This is a genomic window from Microvirga zambiensis WSM3693, from assembly GCF_016735695.1.
Lineage (GTDB): Bacteria > Pseudomonadota > Alphaproteobacteria > Rhizobiales > Beijerinckiaceae > Microvirga > Microvirga zambiensis.
This window is the reverse complement of record NZ_JAERQD010000023.1, coordinates 47,811-64,875: the sequence shown is the minus strand read 5'-3', so window position 1 is coordinate 64,875 and position 17,065 is coordinate 47,811. Positions and strand designations below refer to the sequence as shown.

General features: G+C 62.1%; 13 protein-coding genes. 9 read left to right on the top strand and 4 right to left on the bottom strand.

Features of this window, described 5'->3' with window-relative positions; all coding sequences use genetic code 11:
- Positions 1–49: 49 nt before the first annotated feature.
- Positions 50–2,713, bottom strand: a complete 2,664-nt coding sequence (locus tag JKL46_RS18195) for a cadherin domain-containing protein (RefSeq protein WP_201835554.1) — start codon at positions 2,711–2,713, stop codon at positions 50–52.
- Between the two features lie 354 nt (positions 2,714–3,067).
- On the opposite strand from JKL46_RS18195, the gene JKL46_RS18190 reads away from it, so the two are divergent.
- Positions 3,068–4,084, top strand: coding sequence for a hemin-degrading factor (locus JKL46_RS18190; RefSeq protein WP_201835548.1), 1,017 nt, complete (start codon positions 3,068–3,070; stop codon positions 4,082–4,084).
- A gap of 15 nt (positions 4,085–4,099) precedes the next feature.
- Here the strand turns inward: JKL46_RS18190 and JKL46_RS18185 are convergent, their stop codons facing one another.
- From JKL46_RS18185 to JKL46_RS18175, 3 genes are all read right to left on the bottom strand, one after another.
- Complete coding sequence (locus JKL46_RS18185; protein ID WP_201835545.1) at positions 4,100–5,335, bottom strand: NAD(P)/FAD-dependent oxidoreductase; 1,236 nt, start codon at positions 5,333–5,335, stop codon at positions 4,100–4,102.
- A gap of 65 nt (positions 5,336–5,400) precedes the next feature.
- On the bottom strand, positions 5,401–6,423 hold the full coding sequence (locus JKL46_RS18180) for a 4-hydroxyproline epimerase (RefSeq protein ID WP_201835543.1): 1,023 nt from the start codon (positions 6,421–6,423) through the stop codon (positions 5,401–5,403).
- 79 nt (positions 6,424–6,502) lie between these two features.
- Entirely contained in the window at positions 6,503–7,429 is a 927-nt protein-coding gene (locus JKL46_RS18175) for a dihydrodipicolinate synthase family protein (protein ID WP_201835541.1), read from the bottom strand.
- Between the two features lie 130 nt (positions 7,430–7,559).
- On the opposite strand from JKL46_RS18175, the gene JKL46_RS18170 reads away from it, so the two are divergent.
- The 8 genes from JKL46_RS18170 (at position 7,560) to JKL46_RS18135 (ending at position 16,934) form a co-directional block, all read left to right on the top strand.
- Positions 7,560–8,270 carry a GntR family transcriptional regulator gene (locus JKL46_RS18170; RefSeq protein WP_201835539.1) on the top strand — a complete coding sequence of 237 codons (711 nt, stop codon included), beginning with the start codon at positions 7,560–7,562 and terminating at the stop codon, positions 8,268–8,270.
- 151 nt (positions 8,271–8,421) lie between these two features.
- A complete protein-coding gene (locus JKL46_RS18165; protein WP_201835537.1) occupies positions 8,422–8,847 on the top strand; it encodes a hypothetical protein in 426 nt (141 codons plus the stop codon).
- Positions 8,848–9,073: 226 nt separating this feature from the next.
- Positions 9,074–9,829 (top strand): calcium-binding protein, encoded by a 756-nt coding sequence (locus JKL46_RS18160; protein ID WP_201835535.1) that lies wholly within the window; start codon positions 9,074–9,076, stop codon positions 9,827–9,829.
- Between the two features lie 32 nt (positions 9,830–9,861).
- Entirely contained in the window at positions 9,862–10,266 is a 405-nt protein-coding gene (locus tag JKL46_RS18155; RefSeq protein ID WP_201835533.1) for a hypothetical protein, read from the top strand.
- Between the two features lie 197 nt (positions 10,267–10,463).
- Complete coding sequence (locus JKL46_RS18150) at positions 10,464–12,110, top strand: L-serine ammonia-lyase (RefSeq protein ID WP_201835531.1); 1,647 nt, start codon at positions 10,464–10,466, stop codon at positions 12,108–12,110.
- 194 nt (positions 12,111–12,304) lie between these two features.
- Entirely contained in the window at positions 12,305–14,530 is a 2,226-nt protein-coding gene (pflB, locus tag JKL46_RS18145) for a formate C-acetyltransferase (protein WP_201835516.1), read from the top strand.
- Between the two features lie 4 nt (positions 14,531–14,534).
- Positions 14,535–15,356 (top strand): pyruvate formate-lyase-activating protein, encoded by an 822-nt coding sequence (gene pflA, locus JKL46_RS18140; protein WP_201835514.1) that lies wholly within the window; start codon positions 14,535–14,537, stop codon positions 15,354–15,356.
- Between the two features lie 9 nt (positions 15,357–15,365).
- Complete coding sequence (locus JKL46_RS18135; protein WP_201835512.1) at positions 15,366–16,934, top strand: aspartate:alanine exchanger family transporter; 1,569 nt, start codon at positions 15,366–15,368, stop codon at positions 16,932–16,934.
- Positions 16,935–17,065 lie beyond the last annotated feature (131 nt).

Here is a 17,065-nt window from a genome sequence, read left to right as displayed (position 1 = left end):
GGCAAGGGAGCGGGCCGGAGACCTTGCCGGTCTCCGGTCCGCGCGTAGCTCAGAGGAGGAAGTAGCTCTTCGAGAGCGACACGCGATCGTCGAGATGGATCGTGAAATCCGCGATCTTGTCGCCGTTCACATCGCCGTGGATGTATGTGTCGCTCTTCGCCTTCTCATACCGCAGCTCGCCGGCCTTGCCGCCGAAGTCTTTCGTCCCGATGAAGGAGAACGCCTGGTTCCCACCCTTCGTGGTATTGGCGTCGATGGCCGAAAGGTCGATCTTGTCCTTCTGGCGTGTCGAGAAGTCGAAGATCGTGTCGCGGCCGGAACCCGAAACAGCCGTCTCCTTGATCGACTTGAAGATGAAGGTGTCCGCACCCGAGCCGCCCCAGAGATCGTCGCCCCCCATGCCGCCGGTCAGCTTGTCGTTGCCGCTGCCGCCATAGAGGTAGTCGTTGCCGCCATTGCCGACGAGCTTGTCGTTGCCGGCGCCGCCGGACAGCTTGTCCCGGCCGATATTGCCGGTCATCACGTCGTTGCGACCGGTGCCCGATCTCGACTCCACCACATCGCCGACGTCGATGGTAATCTTCTGTGACGTCGTCTGGCCCGTGGAGTCGGTGGCTGCGACTGTGATCGTGTGGCTCTGGTTCTTCTCGTAATCGAGCGCCTTGGCCACGGTGAGCTTGCCATCTGTCAGCTTGAAGTATCCGCCCGGATTGCCGGTGAGCTTGTAGGTGACGGTCCCTCCCTCCGGATCGACAGCGGACAGCATCCCGACACGGGATCCTACCTCCGCGGTCTCGGAAATGATGGACTTCGAGATGGAGATGTTCTCCGGTCCCTCGTCGACGTTGCCGACGGCAATCGAGAACTCCTTGAAGACGATGTGCCCGTCGGCGTCGCTGACCTTCACTCTGATCTTATGGGATTTCTCCGTCTCGTAATCGAGCTTGCTCTTGACCTTCAGCGCCGTGCCAACGACCTCGAAGAGCCCACCGGCATCGCTCACGAGGCTGAATGCGAGAGCCTTGCCTTCAACGTCGGTCGCCGAGAAATTGGCGATGGTCTCGCCGACCTGAGCGCTCTCCAGAGCAGAATCCTTGGAAAGAGCGATGTTCTTTGGGGGAGTTCCTGGGAGTTCGACGTTGCGGACCGTATCGAGAGTTACATCCGAGAACGTTGCAGCCTCGACATTCTTGAGAGTCGTGGTTCCGCTGCCGTCATTCAGAGCAACGGTGTAGCTGCCGTCCAACAGCCGAGTTACGGTGTAGTCGGCCCTTGCGCCACTGAAGACGACCTGATCGTAGTCGTCGCCCCCATCGATGGCATCGTTGCCTTTGGTGGCACCGAACACATCGTCACCGCCGCCGCCACTGATCGTATCGGCGAAGATCGTTCCGGCGTAAAAGTCCGTCTTTGCTGACCCGATGAACTTCTGGGCGTACTTGTCGAGAGCGTCGGCATACAGGCCAAGCGCTGCCGCGTTGCTGAAGTCGGCGAAGTTGTGCACCGGGCCGTTCGCTTTGATCTCAGCAACTTCCTCAGGGGTCGTGGCGCCCGTCACCTTGGTGTTGAATAAGTCGAGACCGGTAATTTTCAGCTGAGCGCTGCCACCGACAAAGTATCCATTGCTGTCGAAGGCACCGGCCCCTCGCACACCATATTCGATGGTGTTGATCGTTCCCCCGACAACGTGGTGAGGCATAAAGCTGTATGCGAGGTCGCCATGAGCGAGAACATATTTCGAGGCCGCGCTCGTGCCGAGGCTTAGGAGCATTTCCTCGCCCGCGAACGCGCTTGAATTATCGAATGCGAACCTCGTTCCAGCCGGCGCACCGGCAACGAATCCTCCACGGATGAACGCCTCGAAATCCATGCCGTCGGCGCCGCTGGCATCGATGGTGATGGCACCCTGCTGGGCCGTGAGATTGCCGGAGGTGATCGCCGTGTCCGAGAACTGGAAGTTCTCGACGTGGCTGACCGTATCGGCACCATCTGAATCCTCCGTGCGCTTGTCGGTAATCGTGAAACTGCCATCACCGTTCTCGACGACGGTGTAATCCGAGCGGCGGCCGGAGAAAACGGCGAAATCGTTGCCGTCGCCGCCATCGATCACGTCGTTGCCGCCACCGCCAAAAATGGTGTCGTCATTCACGGTAGCGACGAAGGTATCGGCGAAGTCCGATCCGAGGATGTTCTGGGCGTAGGTGTCGAGGACCGCGTTGATGGTGGTGATATGCGTCGCGTCCGTCCCAGCCCTACGCACAGCATTGTAGAGGTTGTAGACGGGATTTGCCGAAGTGTTGCCGGCACCTGGATCGGAGCTGATGTCCCATCCGGAAATCGTCAGATCGGCGATGACGCCGGTCAGCTCTGTCGGTCCGGCAGGCACGTGCGCTTCGCGTGTGCCGAACGTGATCGACTCTATCGTGCCCGAGATCCCGTGCCCTTTGTCGGAACCATAGTGAGCAAAGTCATAAGCCAGATTCTCGCCCTCGATAAGAACCTGCTTGTTCGTCGCGGCATTGGCCGGGTCTGTGTAACGGAAACCGACTTGTGTTCCGTTTTGATACCCGTAGGGAGCGGGATCTTCGACACCACCGTAGTAACTTGATGACCCTATCTTCAACCCCTGGAAATACGTCGCGAAGTAAGTGTCGAGATCGACGCCGCCTGCGGCATTCGATGCGTCGATGGTGATGGTCTTAGGTGTAGCCACGTCAGCTCCCCTTCCCTGCCTCTTACGCCCGCGCGAGGCGGGACTAAGGAAAAATTCTGCGCGCGAGTCGACAATCCCGACCCCGATGGGGAGCGGCTTTACTTATACTTTGAAGCAGAGTCCATAGTTTCCTAAAATATTGGAATCTATCTAATTTGTTTCCATGAGTAGATTTAAATTGGAATGATTAAAAACTGGCCACGATTCGAGTCTTTATCCACGAATTACAAAGAATAGAACTTTTCAAAAGTAAATCATTCCTATTGACGACTTGGATACAAAGCATCAACAACTCGGCACGACATACAGCATCGCCGCCGATCGATCGGTCGGGATAGCATGCAGGGGGCAAGAATGACTTTATCGAATGCCGTGCGGGTCCAGACGCCGGAACCCTTCTATGCCAGCGGCAAGCGCAGTCGCGACCTCGCGAAGGAACTCGGGATTTCCGAGGCCGAACTTCTGGCGTCGCATGACGGGCCCGAGGTGGTGCGGCTCGGCAGCGACACGGCCGGTCTGCTCCAGGCCCTCCCGGACCTCGGCGAGGTGATGGCCCTCACCCGGAACGAAGCCGCCGTCCATGAAAAGGTTGGCACCTTCGGCAGGATCACGGTGGCGGGACAGACCGGGCTCGTCCTCAACGATGCCATCGATCTACGGCTGTTCTTTCAGCACTGGCGCACCGCCTTCGCCGTCGAGATCCCGGATGAGAAGGGGTCGCGGCGCAGCCTCCAGATCTTCGACGAGACGGGCGATGCCGTCATCAAGATCCATCTGAAGCCTGCGTCCGATGTCGCGGCCTTCGAGGCCATCCGTAACCGCTTTGCCGATTCTTCACTACAGCCTCTTGAGATCGAGGCACTGGCGCCGGAAGACGCTTCCAGCCGGGACGTCGACGCCCAAGGCTTCCGCGAGGCGTTCCGCGCGATGCGCGACATTCACGAATTCTTCCCGCTGCTGAAGCGCTTCGGGCTCAGCCGGCACGGCAGCCTCGACATCATTGAGGCCGAGTTCGTCCGCCGGCTAGACCATTCAGCGACGCGCAACCTTCTGGAGAAGGCGTCTGCCGATGCCGTGCCGATCATGTGCTTCGTCGGCAACCGGGGCTGCATCCAGATCCATCATGGTCTCGTATCGACGATCAAGATCATGGGGCCCTGGCTCAACGTTCTCGATCCAGGCTTCAACCTTCATCTGCGCCAGGATCTCGTCGCAGAGACCTGGCTCGTCCGCAAGCCGACCCGACACGGGCTGATCACCTCGGTCGAGCTCTATGCGGAGGATCGCAGTCTCATTGCGCAGTTCTTCGGCGTGCGCGAGGAACAGAGCCCGGAAGACCCGGCCTGGCGGCAGCTCGCCGAAGGCCTCTGAGGCGTTGAAACCGCGTCAGAAGCGTTGCGGCGAATAAGGCCTCAAGTCGATCTCGCCGGGTTGCCCATCGACCAGATCGGTCACGAGGCGCGAAGTCACGGCTGCCTGGGTCAATCCATGGTGGCCATGACCGAACGCATAGACGACGCGGGCATCCCGTCGCGACGGCCCGATCACCGGGAGCGAGTCCGGCACCGAGGGGCGAAAGCCCATCCAGCGCTTGGCAGGCTGGCCAGCATCGAAATCGGGCAGGAAACGCTTGAGCCGCGCGATCATGGCTTCAGTCCGCGCGTGATTGGGCGGGGCTTCGACGCCGCCGAACTCGACGGCGCCGCCGACCCTGTCACCGGCCGCGAGGGGTGAGGTCACGAATCCCTCGCCCTCGAACATGATCGGGCGATTGAGTCCGAACGAACCCTCCGGGTAGGTAGCGTTGTAGCCGCGTTCGGTGTCGAGCGGGATGCTGTCATCCAGACCTTTCGCGAGCGTGCGCGACCATATTCCCGCAGCGAGCACGACCTTGTCCGCGACAAGCTCGTGCACAGCACCATCGATTTGAAGATGGATGCCGTCGCTCTCGGGGCGGATGGACAGCACGCGTCCGGGCACGAGCTGCGCGCCACGCTCGCCGGCAAGCCTGTGCAGATCGGAGGCCAGGGTCGCCGGATCGGAAACGTGGCAGGCATCAGGATAGAGCGCGCCTGCTTCGACATTGCGAAGAGCAGGCTCCAGAGCGGCAAGATCGCCGGGCTTCAGGATATCCACTGCGATTCCGTAATCGCGCTGCCGGGCGAACAGATCGGCTGCCTGCGCGAAGGCGCTCTGCTTTCGCCAGACCGACAGGATGCCCTTCTCGCGCAGATGACCGCTCAGGCCCAGGGAGGAAAGAAGCGTCTGCCATGCGGGCAGTGCCTGCGCGTTGATGGCGCGGATAGCCTTCATGCTCGTCTTGATGCGTGCCGGTGACGACGCCAGCACGAAGCGGATGAGCCAGGGCGCCAGGGACGGCAGATAAGCTGGCCGGATGGTCAGTGGTCCGAGGGGATCCATCAGCCAATGCGGCAGGTTCCGCCAGACCTTGGGCGAGGCCAGCGGCATGATGTCGACGTGCGCGATCCAGCCCGCGTTGCCGTCCGTCGGGCGCCCCTGCAGGCCGCCGGGATCAATGAGCGTCACTCGATGCCCGCGCTCGAGGAGAGCGTGAGCTGTCGCGAGACCTACGATTCCTGCACCGACAACCGCTATCTGCATCGTGGACCCTGTTCAAGAGAGCGGGATCGTGGGCGGATTGCGTCAACCTGCCCGCGGGAGCGAGGTTACGAGCGCGTGCCGCGATCCACGACCTGGAAGCCGTGGGCGAAGGGGTCGCGGTCGTCGATGATGATCGTGTTGAAGCCGGTCACCCGCGCCCATCCCTCGATCGAAGGAATGATGGCATCGCGGTCGCCGACCTTCGCCCGCCCCTCGATGCGCCCGGTGAAGGTCGACCCGATGATGCTTTCATGAACGAAGGCATCGCCCTCCTTCAGTTCGCCGCGGGCCGCAAGATGGGCCATGCGCGCCGAAGTTCCGGTGCCGCACGGCGAGCGATCGATCGCCTTGTCGCCGTAGAACACCGCATTGCGCGCCGTGCCCTCCGCGCTTTGCGCCCTCCCCGTCCACAGAACGTGGGTCAGGCGGTTGATGTCCGGGTTCTCCGGATGAGCGATCCGGTAGCGCGCATTGAAGGCCTCCCGCAGCTTGGGGCTCCAGCGCAGGATATCGGAAGGGTCGACATCGGCGAGATCGGAATAGAGCGCCTGCGGCTCGACGATGGCGTAGAAATTGCCGCCATAGGCGACGTCGACGGTGAGATGCCCCAGGCCCTCGACCTCCACTTCGTAACCGGTGCCATAGAGGAAGGACGGGATATTGGTGATGCGCACGCGCTCGATATAGGGACCGTTCTGCTCGTAGCGCGCCTCCACGACGCCGGCCGGCGTATCGAGCCGCAAGAGGCCCGGCGTCTTCGGATGGATCAACCCGTTCTCGAGCGCGATCGTGACCGTGCCGATGGTGCCATGGCCGCACATGGGCAGGCAGCCCGAGGTCTCGATGAACAGGATGCCGACATCGCAATCGGCGCGGGTCGGCGGATAGAGAATCGAGCCCGACATCATGTCATGGCCGCGGGGCTCGAACATCAGGCCGGTGCGGATCCAGTCGTATTCCGCCAGGAAGTGCTGGCGGCGCTCGAACATGGTCTCGCCCTTCAGCTGCGGTATGCTGCCGCCGGTCACTACGCGGACTGGATTTCCGCAGGTGTGACCGTCGATGCAGAAGAACGTATCGCGCGCCATGACTTCACTCGCTGCTCTGAAACGATGCGATTTGCATATCGGGAAGCGGAGGGTGCCGTCACCCTCCGCTTCGATGGTATCAGGCGGCGGATTTCAGCCCGACCTCCGGAAGCGCGGGACGCGTCTTGAGCGCCTTGCCCATGACCGCTTCCACTGCGGCCCGTTCCTCCGGGCCAAGAGCGAGACGCGGCGGACGGGTCAACTCGGAGCCGCGGCCCATGATGTGCTCGCACAGCTTGATGCATTGCACGAGGTCGGGGCGGGCATCGAGGTGCAGCAGCGGCATGAACCATTCATAGAGTGCGCGAGCCTCCTCGTAGCGCCCGGCCTTCGCCAGACGGAAGAGCGTCTCGCCTTCCTGCGGGAAGGCATTCGACATGCCGGAAACCCAGCCGGCGGCGCCCAGCATCACGCTCTCGACCACCACGTCGTCGAGACCTGCGAACAGAACGAAACGATCGCCGACCATGTTCTTCGTATCCGTGAAGCGGCGGGTATCGCCGGACGAATCCTTGAAGCAGACGACGTTCTCGCAATCCGCCAGGGAAACGAGAATGTCCGGCGTCACGTCGTTCTTGTAGATGGGCGGGTTGTTGTAGACCATGATCGGCAGGCTGGTCGCCTTCGCGACCCCGCGGAAATGGGCCGCCGTCTCATGGGGCTTCGAGGAATAGACCAGCGCCGGCATGACCATGACGCCGTCGAGCCCGACACGCTCGGCCTCCTTCGCGACTTCGGAGGCGAAGGCCGTGGTGAACTCGGCGACGCCGGCAATCACCGGCACCCTGCCGCGCGCGACGTCCTTGGCGGCCTCCATGACCGCCACCTTCTCCGAACGGCTGAGCGAGGTGTTCTCTCCCACCGTGCCGCAGACGATGAGCCCGGAGACGCCGTCGCGGATCAGGCCATCCATCACCTTGGCCGTCGCATCGATGTCCAGGTCGAAATTGGGCTTGAACTGAGTGGTCACCGCGGGAAAGACCCCTTCCCAGCCGATCTTCGCCATGTCGCATGCTCCTCGCCAAAGATGTTGAATGTCGATATTGTAGATTGTATAAAATCTATCCTGTCAAGCGGATCCGGCTGCCGGGCATCGCCCTCGACCGGAACGATGGACACAACGAGTGCAGGATTCCATGACCGCGCAAGCCAAGCCCGCCGCCCGAACTGCGCAGAAAACCCTCCAGCATCGGACCATTGCGGCTGCCGTGGCCGAGGATCTACGACAAAGGATCCTCGATGGGGATTTCAAGGCTGGATCCCCCCTGCGGCAGGACGCGCTTGCCAGCGAGTTCGGAGTGAGCCGCATCCCGGTCCGAGAGGCCCTGATGCAGCTCGAGGCGGAAGGATTGGTGAAAATCCACCCTCACCGCGGCGCCATCGTCTCGGAGCTTTCGACCGAAGAGGTTCAGGAACTGTTCGAACTCAGAGCCCTGCTCGAGCCCCGGCTCCTGAAGGCGTCAGCGCGTCATCTCACGGCTGCGGACTATGCCGAACTCAACGGGATTCTGCAGGAATACAGCGCGGAGCTGCGCGCCAACCACATCAGGCGCTGGGGCGAATTGAACACCGCATTCCACACCCTTCTCTACCGCCATGCCGGGCAAACCCGCACGCTGGCAATCGTCACCGGTCTGCTCCAGGAATGCGACCGGCACACCCGGCTTCAGCTGTCCCTGACGGGCGGCATGGAGCGCGCTGAAACCGAACATGCGGAGCTCCTGCACCTGTGCGAAGGCGGCCAGATCACTGCGGCCTGTACGCTTCTCAAAAGGCATATCGAGGAAGTCGGCAAATCGTTACAGAATTTCCTTATGGATCATCAGAGAAGCGACGCGGGCGGATAGTTTCTGCCGAGGTTTCAGATCCCATGCCCGCGACCCGAAATGTCAAGCGACTGTCCCTTTCTATCAAGCGTGGCGCTTGCATGCGCATAGAGTGAAACTTCAATCTCTGGTGCGCGGCGGCCGGGGCGTCCCGTCTTCAAGGGAGATCGCGATGGGAATAGCAGGAATGGCCGGCGCCGCCGGGCTCGGAATGGGAATTGCGTATCTCGCTCTGTCGAGTGCGGCATTCGCCCAAGGCAGCCCTTCAACAATCCAGGGCGCGTGGCTCGCACAGGGCTCTTCCTGTGCGGAGGTCTATGCATCTTCGGGTACGCGGACCTCGTTCAAGCGACCGGTCGATATTTTCGCGCCCGCATTCATCGTCTCGGGCAATAGCCTGCGGACGCCCATGGCGTCCTGCCGCATCCGGTCGGTCAGGCCTGCCGGAGACCGCCATTCCGTTCACCTTTCCTGCGCCAACGCCGTCGCCGGCAGCGATGTGCGCGTGCTCATGGCGTTGACGCCGGACGGATCCCTCAAGCGATATTTCAACGAACAGGATACGACCGGAACGTCCTATCAGCGCTGCACGCGCTGAGGCCCGCAGTTGACGCGAAAACTGTCAAGTTTCCATCGCGATCATCATGCCGGCCTCAACATCGGGCACGGCGACAAAGTGTGGCGCTCGACCGCACCCTAAATCCCCTGCCCGTCCCCGCAATTTCCCGCGCTGTCTCCGCCGGGTGACCTATAATCTCAAGGAACGGATCCGCGACCAAAGCCTGATCTTTTGAGACAACCAAAGGGGCGATGCGGAGGGGTCCATGGCGACCTTCCTTGGAGACGATTGGCCGAACCTGATCGACGGCACGGCCAGCCGCGATATCATCTACGGCTTCGGCAGCGATGACGACCTCTACGGCTTCAGCGGCGACGACGATATCTTTGGCGGCTGGGGCTACGACATCATTCTCGGCGAAAACGGTAACGACTACCTGAACGGCGGCGATGGCCCCGATGACATCTATGGTGGATCGGGCAACGACACGCTTGTCGGCGGCTACGGCTTCGATTTTCTCTTCGGCGAAAGCGGAAACGACTTTCTCTCGGGTGGCGCGAACTACGACAATCTGTATGGAGGTTCGGGCAGGGATTCCCTCTCCGGCGGATCGAGCGACGATCTGCTCGACGGTGGCACCGGACGCGACCGTCTCACCGGCGGAACCGGCGATGACGCCTTCGTCTTCACAAGAGGCTCCTCCGGCATCACGACGGCAAGCGCCGACACGATCACCGACTGGAGTGCCGCCACCGACTGGATCGGCATGCGCATCGCGGGAACATCCGCCAACTACAGGGAAGCCAGCACGAGTGCCACGTCGATCGAGGCTGCCGCATCTCAGGCCGAGGCGACATTCACCAGCGGCAGCATCGCGCACGTCTTCCTGTACAACCCGACGACGGACACGGGGTATCTCCTCTCCGATCTCAACAACGACAACCTTTTCGAGACCGGAATCATCCTCACCGGCGCCGGCAGCGCCGCCGACATGAACTACCGGTACATCATCAACATCTGAGTGGGGCGCGAGACGACGTTTGGGAGATTGTCATGCGCAAGATCGCGACTCTCACTGCCGCCGCCCTGATGGTGGCCGGCAGCACCGGAGCGGCCAACGCACAATACTGGCGTGGAGGAGGCTGGGGCTATCATGGCGGCTGGGGCTGGGGCGGCGGCGGTGCCGTCGCGGCGGGACTGATCGGAGGTGCGATCCTCGGAGGCCTGATCACCGCGGCTGCGACACCTGCCTATGGCTATGGATATGGCTATTACGGCCCATGGCCGGGCTATGCCTACCCATATTATGCACCGCGCTACTACCCGCGACCGGTCTATTACGGCCCACGCGTTTATGCCCGGCCGGTCTATTACGCGCCTCGCTACTACGGAGCGTATCGAGGCTATTACGGTCGCGGATATCTGCGTCCTCGCGTTGCGTACCGCAGATACTATTGAGCCGTTTTAAGGCTCTCCGCCGAAGCGTGGCCATTGGCTTAAAATGTCAAGAGAATGTCCTCATCGATCAAGCAGCTTTCATCGGTCGATGTAGCATCGCGTCAGAAGGAGAGAGGAATCTTTCCTTAGATAGAACGAGGGCAGAGCCGCCTCGCATTCGTGCCGCGTCTCCGATCCTCGAACAGGAGGACGCGCACATGACTCGCTCCAGCAGGGACGCCGAGCTTCATTCCGTATTGCCTGAACCAGGCGACGCCCCCGCGGGAATAGACCGTCGGGCGTTCCTCATCCGCAATGCCGCCATCGGCGCGGCAGCGGTGATGACTGGCACAACCTGGGCGCCCGAGGCTCGTGCGCAACAGGCCGCGACGGAGGCCGCCGCCCAGCAGACGGCAAAGGCGGCCGCAGGCGGCGATGCCGGTCTCAAGATGAGCTCAGCCCTCTCGCCCGACCTCGGTGTCGTCAAGACGGCCAAAGGGCCGGTCATGACGGTTGCGGACGAGTTCTACAAGGTCGGCCCCGGCCCCTCGAGCTCGCACACGATCGGGCCGATGCGCATCACCTACGACTTCTACCAGCGCTGCGCCAAGCTGCCCGCGGATCAGATCGCTCAAGCCACCGGCCTCAAGGTCCACCTCTTCGGCAGTCTGAGTGCGACGGGAAAAGGCCACGGCACCGAGCGCGCCGCGCTTGCCGGCCTCGTCGGCAAGGAGCCGGCGACAGTCGATCCGCGCTTCCTCGACGAAATGATCGCCAAGCCTCAGCAGACCTATCCCGTGAAGATTGGAGACAAGACGTTCAACCTGTCCCTCGCCGATATCGTCTATGATGCGACGAAGGGCGATTTCCCGCATCCGAACACCATGACGGCCCGCCTCATGGCTGGCGACAAGGTCCTTTACGAGCAGGAATACTATTCCGTCGGCGGCGGCTTCATCGAATGGAAAGGCTACGAGCCGCCCAAGAAGGGGCAGCCGAAATATCCCTATGCGACGATGAAGGAGCTGCGCGAGCACGCGGAGAAGAACAACCTGTCGGTTGCCGATGTGGTGATGGCGAACGAGATGGCCGTGTCCGGCAAGAGCGAGGAGCAGGTCAACGCCTTTCTGGACAAGATCGCCAATGCGATGATCGCCACGGTGAAGACCGGCCTGTCCTACAAGGATGACGTGCTGCCTGGACCGATCAAGCTTCAGTCAAAGGCGGCAACCGTGTTCGAGCGCGCTCAGGACGACACCTATATGAGCGACCGGGCGATCGGGCTCGTCTCTGCCTTTGCCTTGGCCGCCTCGGAGGAAAACGCCCGCGGCCATCTGGTCATCACGGCGCCGACGGGAGGCTCGGCAGGTGTCATGCCGGCCATCGTCTATGCCCTGACCCAGAGCGGTCGGGCGGTGCCCATGGACAAGATCCGGCAAGGCCTCCTGGCCGGCTTGGCTGTCGGCTATCTGTGCAAGCACAACGCGACCCTTGCTGCGGCGGAAGGCGGATGCCAAGCCGAGATCGGTGTCGCCTCCTCGATGGCCGCCGCTCTGATCACGCAGGTCTTGAACCAGCCGCCGCGCGTGATCGAGAACGCGGCGGAATCCGCGCTTGAGCATCACCTCGGCATGACCTGCGATCCCGTCGCCGGCTACGTGCAGGTTCCCTGCATCGAGCGCTGTGCCTTCGGCGCCGTGAAGGCCTGGGTCGCCGCCATGATCGCCACCAACGAGATCGCGAGCCGGCACCGGGTCGACCTGGACACGACGATCAAGACGCTCTCCGACACCGCGCGGGATATGAACTCGAAGTACAAGGAGACGAGCGAGGCAGGGCTGGCGCAGAACCTGACTCTCTGCTGAGCCGACCGATGGCCGCGCCTGCGCGGCCATCATCGCACCGATGAAATCCCGCAAGCATGTGGGAGGAGGCCGCCATGCCGGATGAAGCCATTGCTGCTCAACGATCCGCGGAGACATCCAAGCAGCAGTCGGGACAAAAGAAGCCACGACCCGATGGATCTGGCGAACAGCCCCTATCGGCAGCCGAAGACGCGATGAACGAGTGGGAAGGCTTCACGCCGGGCCGCTGGCAGAACGCCGTCGACGTCCGCGATTTCATTCAGCGCAACGTCGTGCCCTATGATGGCGACGAGTCATTTCTGGCCGGCCCCAGCGAGAAGACGAAAGCCGTCTGGGCGAAGCTCCAACCCTACTTCAAGGAGGAGATCAGAAAGGGCGTTCTGGACGTCGACACCAAGACCCCCTCCTCCATGACCTCCCACGCGGCCGGCTATATCGACCGAGACAACGAGTTGATCGTCGGGCTGCAGACCGACGCGCCATTCCGCCGGGCCATCATGCCCTATGGCGGGTTGCGCATGGTCGAAGCCGGGCTGAAGGCGGCCGGCTTCGAGCCGGATCCCATCGTGCACGATGTCTTCACCAAGTACCGAAAGACTCACAACGACGGGGTCTTCGATGCCTATACGCCGGAGATCATGGCCTGCCGGCGCAGTCACATCATCACGGGTCTGCCCGATGCCTATGGCCGCGGCCGGATCATCGGCGATTATCGCCGGGTCGCCCTCTACGGGACCGACAAGCTGCTGGCAGCGAAGCGCATCGACCGTGCACTGCTCGATGCCAAATGGCCGAGCGATGACGTGATCCGCGAGCGCGAGGAACTTTCCGAGCAGATGCGGGCCCTGGCCGATCTGGCGGAGATGGGCAAGGAATACGGCTTGGACATCACGCGTCCAGCGGCTGACGCACGCGAAGCCGTGCAATGGACTTATTTCGGCTATCTCGGTGCCATCAAGGAGGCCAACGGCGCGGCCATGTCCATCGGCCGCATCTCGTCCTTCCTCGACATCTATATCGAGCGTGATCTGAAGAGCGGTGCGCTCGATGAAGCGGGCGCCCAGGAACTCATCGATCAGCTCGTCCAGAAACTGCGCATCGTGCGCTTCCTGCGCACACCTGATTACGACGCCCTGTTCTCCGGCGATCCCTACTGGGCGACCGAATGCGTCGGCGGCATGGACCTCAACGGGCGCCCCCTGGTCACGCGTACCAGTTTCCGGATGCTGCACACGCTGACCAATCTCGGCCCGGCGCCGGAGCCCAACATGACGGTGCTCTGGTCGAAGCAGCTCCCAGAGCCCTTCAAGCGCTATTGCATCAAGGTCTCGGCCGAGACTTCGTCCATCCAGTACGAGAACGACGATCTGATGCGACCCTATTGGGGTGACGATTACGGCATCGCCTGCTGCGTCTCGGCCATGCGCATCGGCAGCCAGATGCAGTTCTTCGGAGCAAGGGTCAATCTCGGCAAGTGCCTTCTCTACGCCATCAACGGCGGGCGGGACGAGGTGAGCGGCGATCAGGTCGGGCCGGCGGCATCACCTGTCTCCGGTGACGTTCTCGAGTACGACGACGTCGTGGCGAAGTTCGATGTCATGATGGAGTGGCTCGCACGGACCTACGTCCATGCCATGAACTGCATCCACTACATGCATGACAAGTATTACTACGAGCGCCTGGAAATGGCGCTCCACGATCAGCAGATCCTGCGTACGATGGCCTTCGGCATCGCAGGATTGTCGGTGGTGGCCGACTCGCTGTCGGCAATCAAGTATGCCCAGGTGAAGCCCGTACGGCGCGATGACGGGCTGATCGTCGACTACGAGATCACGGGCGACTTCCCGAAATACGGCAACAACGACGACCGTGTCGACACCATTGCCGCCGATCTCGTCTCGACCTTCATGCGCAAGATCAGGAAGCATCCGACCTACCGCAATGCCGTCCATACGCAGTCGGTGCTGACCATCACGAGCAATGTCGTCTACGGCAAGAATACTGGCAACACGCCGGATGGCCGCAAAGCCGGCGAGCCGTTCGCTCCCGGTGCGAATCCGATGCATGGCCGAGACAGCCATGGATGGCTCGCCTCGTGCTTGTCGGTGGCAAAGCTGCCTTATGCGGATGCACAGGACGGCATCAGCTACACCGTGTCCATCACGCCGAGCCTCAATCGCCTGGACCAGGGGGAAAAGATCAAGCAGGCCGTGAAGGTACTCGATACCTATTGCGGTCAGGGCGGCTTCCACATGAACCTCAACGTCCTCAACCGCGACACCTTGCTCGATGCGATGGAGCACCCGGACAAATATCCGCAGCTGACGATCCGTGTCTCGGGCTATGCGGTCAATTTCGTCCGCCTGACCCGAGAACAGCAGATGGATGTCATCAGCCGTACGTTCCACGGAGATGGGTGAGGTCATGGCCGACGAGCCCTGGGCCCACAGCCGGTACGACCTGCAACAGGCGCGATCTCCCGACGCCCCGGAGACGGCGGGGTTCAACGATCCCCGCGGCGATTCCGGATGGATCCATTCCTACGAGACGGGGTCTACCCTCGACGGCCCTGGAATCCGGGTCGTCGTGTTCATGAGCGGCTGCCTGCTGCGATGCCTCTATTGCCACAACCCGGACACGTGGCATCTCAAGGACGGCACGCGCGTTTCATTCGAGCGTGCAAAAACCGCTTTGCAGGCCTACGCCGCACCTTTGCGCGCCATGGATGGCGGTTTGACGATCTCTGGTGGTGAACCGCTGGTTCAGCTGCATTTCACCAAGCGGCTCTTCGCGGCCGCCAAGGGAATGGGTCTCCACACGGCGTTGGATACATCCGGCTTCCTCGGCGCGCGCGCCGACGATGAGTACCTGCGTCAAGTCGATCTCGTGCTGCTCGATATCAAATCTTGGGACCCGGCGACCTATCGCCGTGCCGTGGGGCAGGACATACGCCCGACGATTCAATTCGCGGAGCGCCTCGCGGCACTCGGCAAGCCGGTCTGGGTGCGGTTCGTGCTGGTTCCGGGCTTGACCGACGACCCGGCCAATGTCGAGGGCATCGCCCGCTTCGTCGCTCCAATGAAGAATGTGGAGTGGGTCGAGGTTCTCCCGTTCCATCAGATGGGAACGTTCAAGTGGAAGGCGATGGGTCTCGACTACGAGCTGTCCGACACCCCGACGCCATCCTCTGAGCTGGTGGCGCGGGTGATCGGTCAGTTCCGGGAAGCCGGTTGCCGTGCAAGATGAGGGGGATCGATGCTCGATATCGTTCGTACGCTGCTTGAATCCTCCCCTCTTCTGGCATTGTTCATCGCCATCGCCACCGGTTATGCAATCGGACAGATCTCGCTTGCGGGCGTCTCGTTCGGCGCCGGCGCCGTCCTGTTCACCGGCCTCATTATCGGCGCCATCGCACCGAAAGCGGCACCTCCGGGATTGGTCGGAACGCTCGGCCTCGTGATGTTCGTCTATGGCGTCGGCATTCAATATGGGCCGCAATTCTTCGCGAGCCTGAAAGGGCCGGGCCTCAAGTACATCGCGCTCGCGGCCGTGGCCGTGATCGCCTCGCTCATGGTTGCGATGTCGCTTGCCGCACCGCTCGGAATTTCCATGGCGACGGCGGCCGGGTTGTTCGCCGGATCGGGCACGAGCACGCCCACTCTGCAGGCGGCACTGGCGGCGGCGGGCAATCAGGATCCAGCGATCGGCTACTCGGTTTCCTATCCCTTCGGTGTCGTTGGGCCGATCGTTCTGATGACCATGATGGCCGCATGGGTCAGGCCGGTCTTCAAGGCCCCTTCGCAGAACGTTCGCGTTGCGGAGCTCACCCTCGAGTCGACCTGCGAGGACCGGACTGTCGAGCAGATCTCCGCGATCCTGCCGACCGACATCAAGATCGTCGCAGTCCGCCAGCATCATGTGAATGCGCCGCCGGATGCAGGCACCGTCCTGCACGAAGGCGACGGCTTGCTGCTGGTCGGCAGTCCGGCGAGCATCGAGCGGGCGAAGGTCGCCATGGGGCATGAGGATCCAGGCCGCATCAGCCGTGATCGCGCGAACTACGATGTGGTTCGCGTCTACGTCTCGAAAGCCACCTTCGTCGGCCGGAGCATCAGCGAAATCCCGCTTCCCGATTTTCCCGTCGTGATTTCGCACATTCGCAGGGGTGATCTCGACGTCATCGCCTCCCCCGATCTGACAATCGAGTACGGCGACCTGCTCGTGGCCGCCGTTCCCACTGACCGCAAGGCCGAAGTTCAGCGCCATTTCGGCGACAGCATCAAGGGCAATGCCGAATTATCCTTCGTATCCATCGGCGTCGGGATCGCGCTCGGGCTCCTGCTCGGCATGATTCCCGTGCCTCTGCCTGGAGGAGGCACATTCAGCCTCGGCGTCGCCGGCGGGCCGCTCACGATGGCGCTCATCCTGGGCTGGCTCGGCCGCACCGGGCCGCTCGGCTGGAGGATTCCGGTGGTCGCCAATCTGGTTCTGCGCAATCTCGGCCTGGCGGTGTTCATCGGCTCGGTCGCCATTGGCGCGGGCGCTCCCTTCGTTCAGACCGTCGCTTCCAATGGGATCCAAATCCTTCTCGGCGGTGCGGCAGTTCTGCTCACTCTGGTTCTGATCGTTCTGGTGGTCGGATATTTTCTGCGCATTCCGTTCGACGACCTGCTCGGCGTCTGTGCCGGTTCGACCGGCAATCCCGCCATCATAGTTGCGGCCGGGCGCCTGGCGCCAACGGAGAGGACAGATATCGGTTATGCGATCTGTTTTCCTAGCATGACGATCGTCAAGATCATCGCCGTTCAGGTTCTCCTGACCTGAGTGATGCGAACCCGCAACACGGGGTGATCTTCAGCTTGGATCGACACGCATTCCCGCGACAGATGCTTGACGGCCAATCGCGTGTCTGCACAACTTTTCGCCAGCGTGATCAAGACCTTGTCATGGAGTTA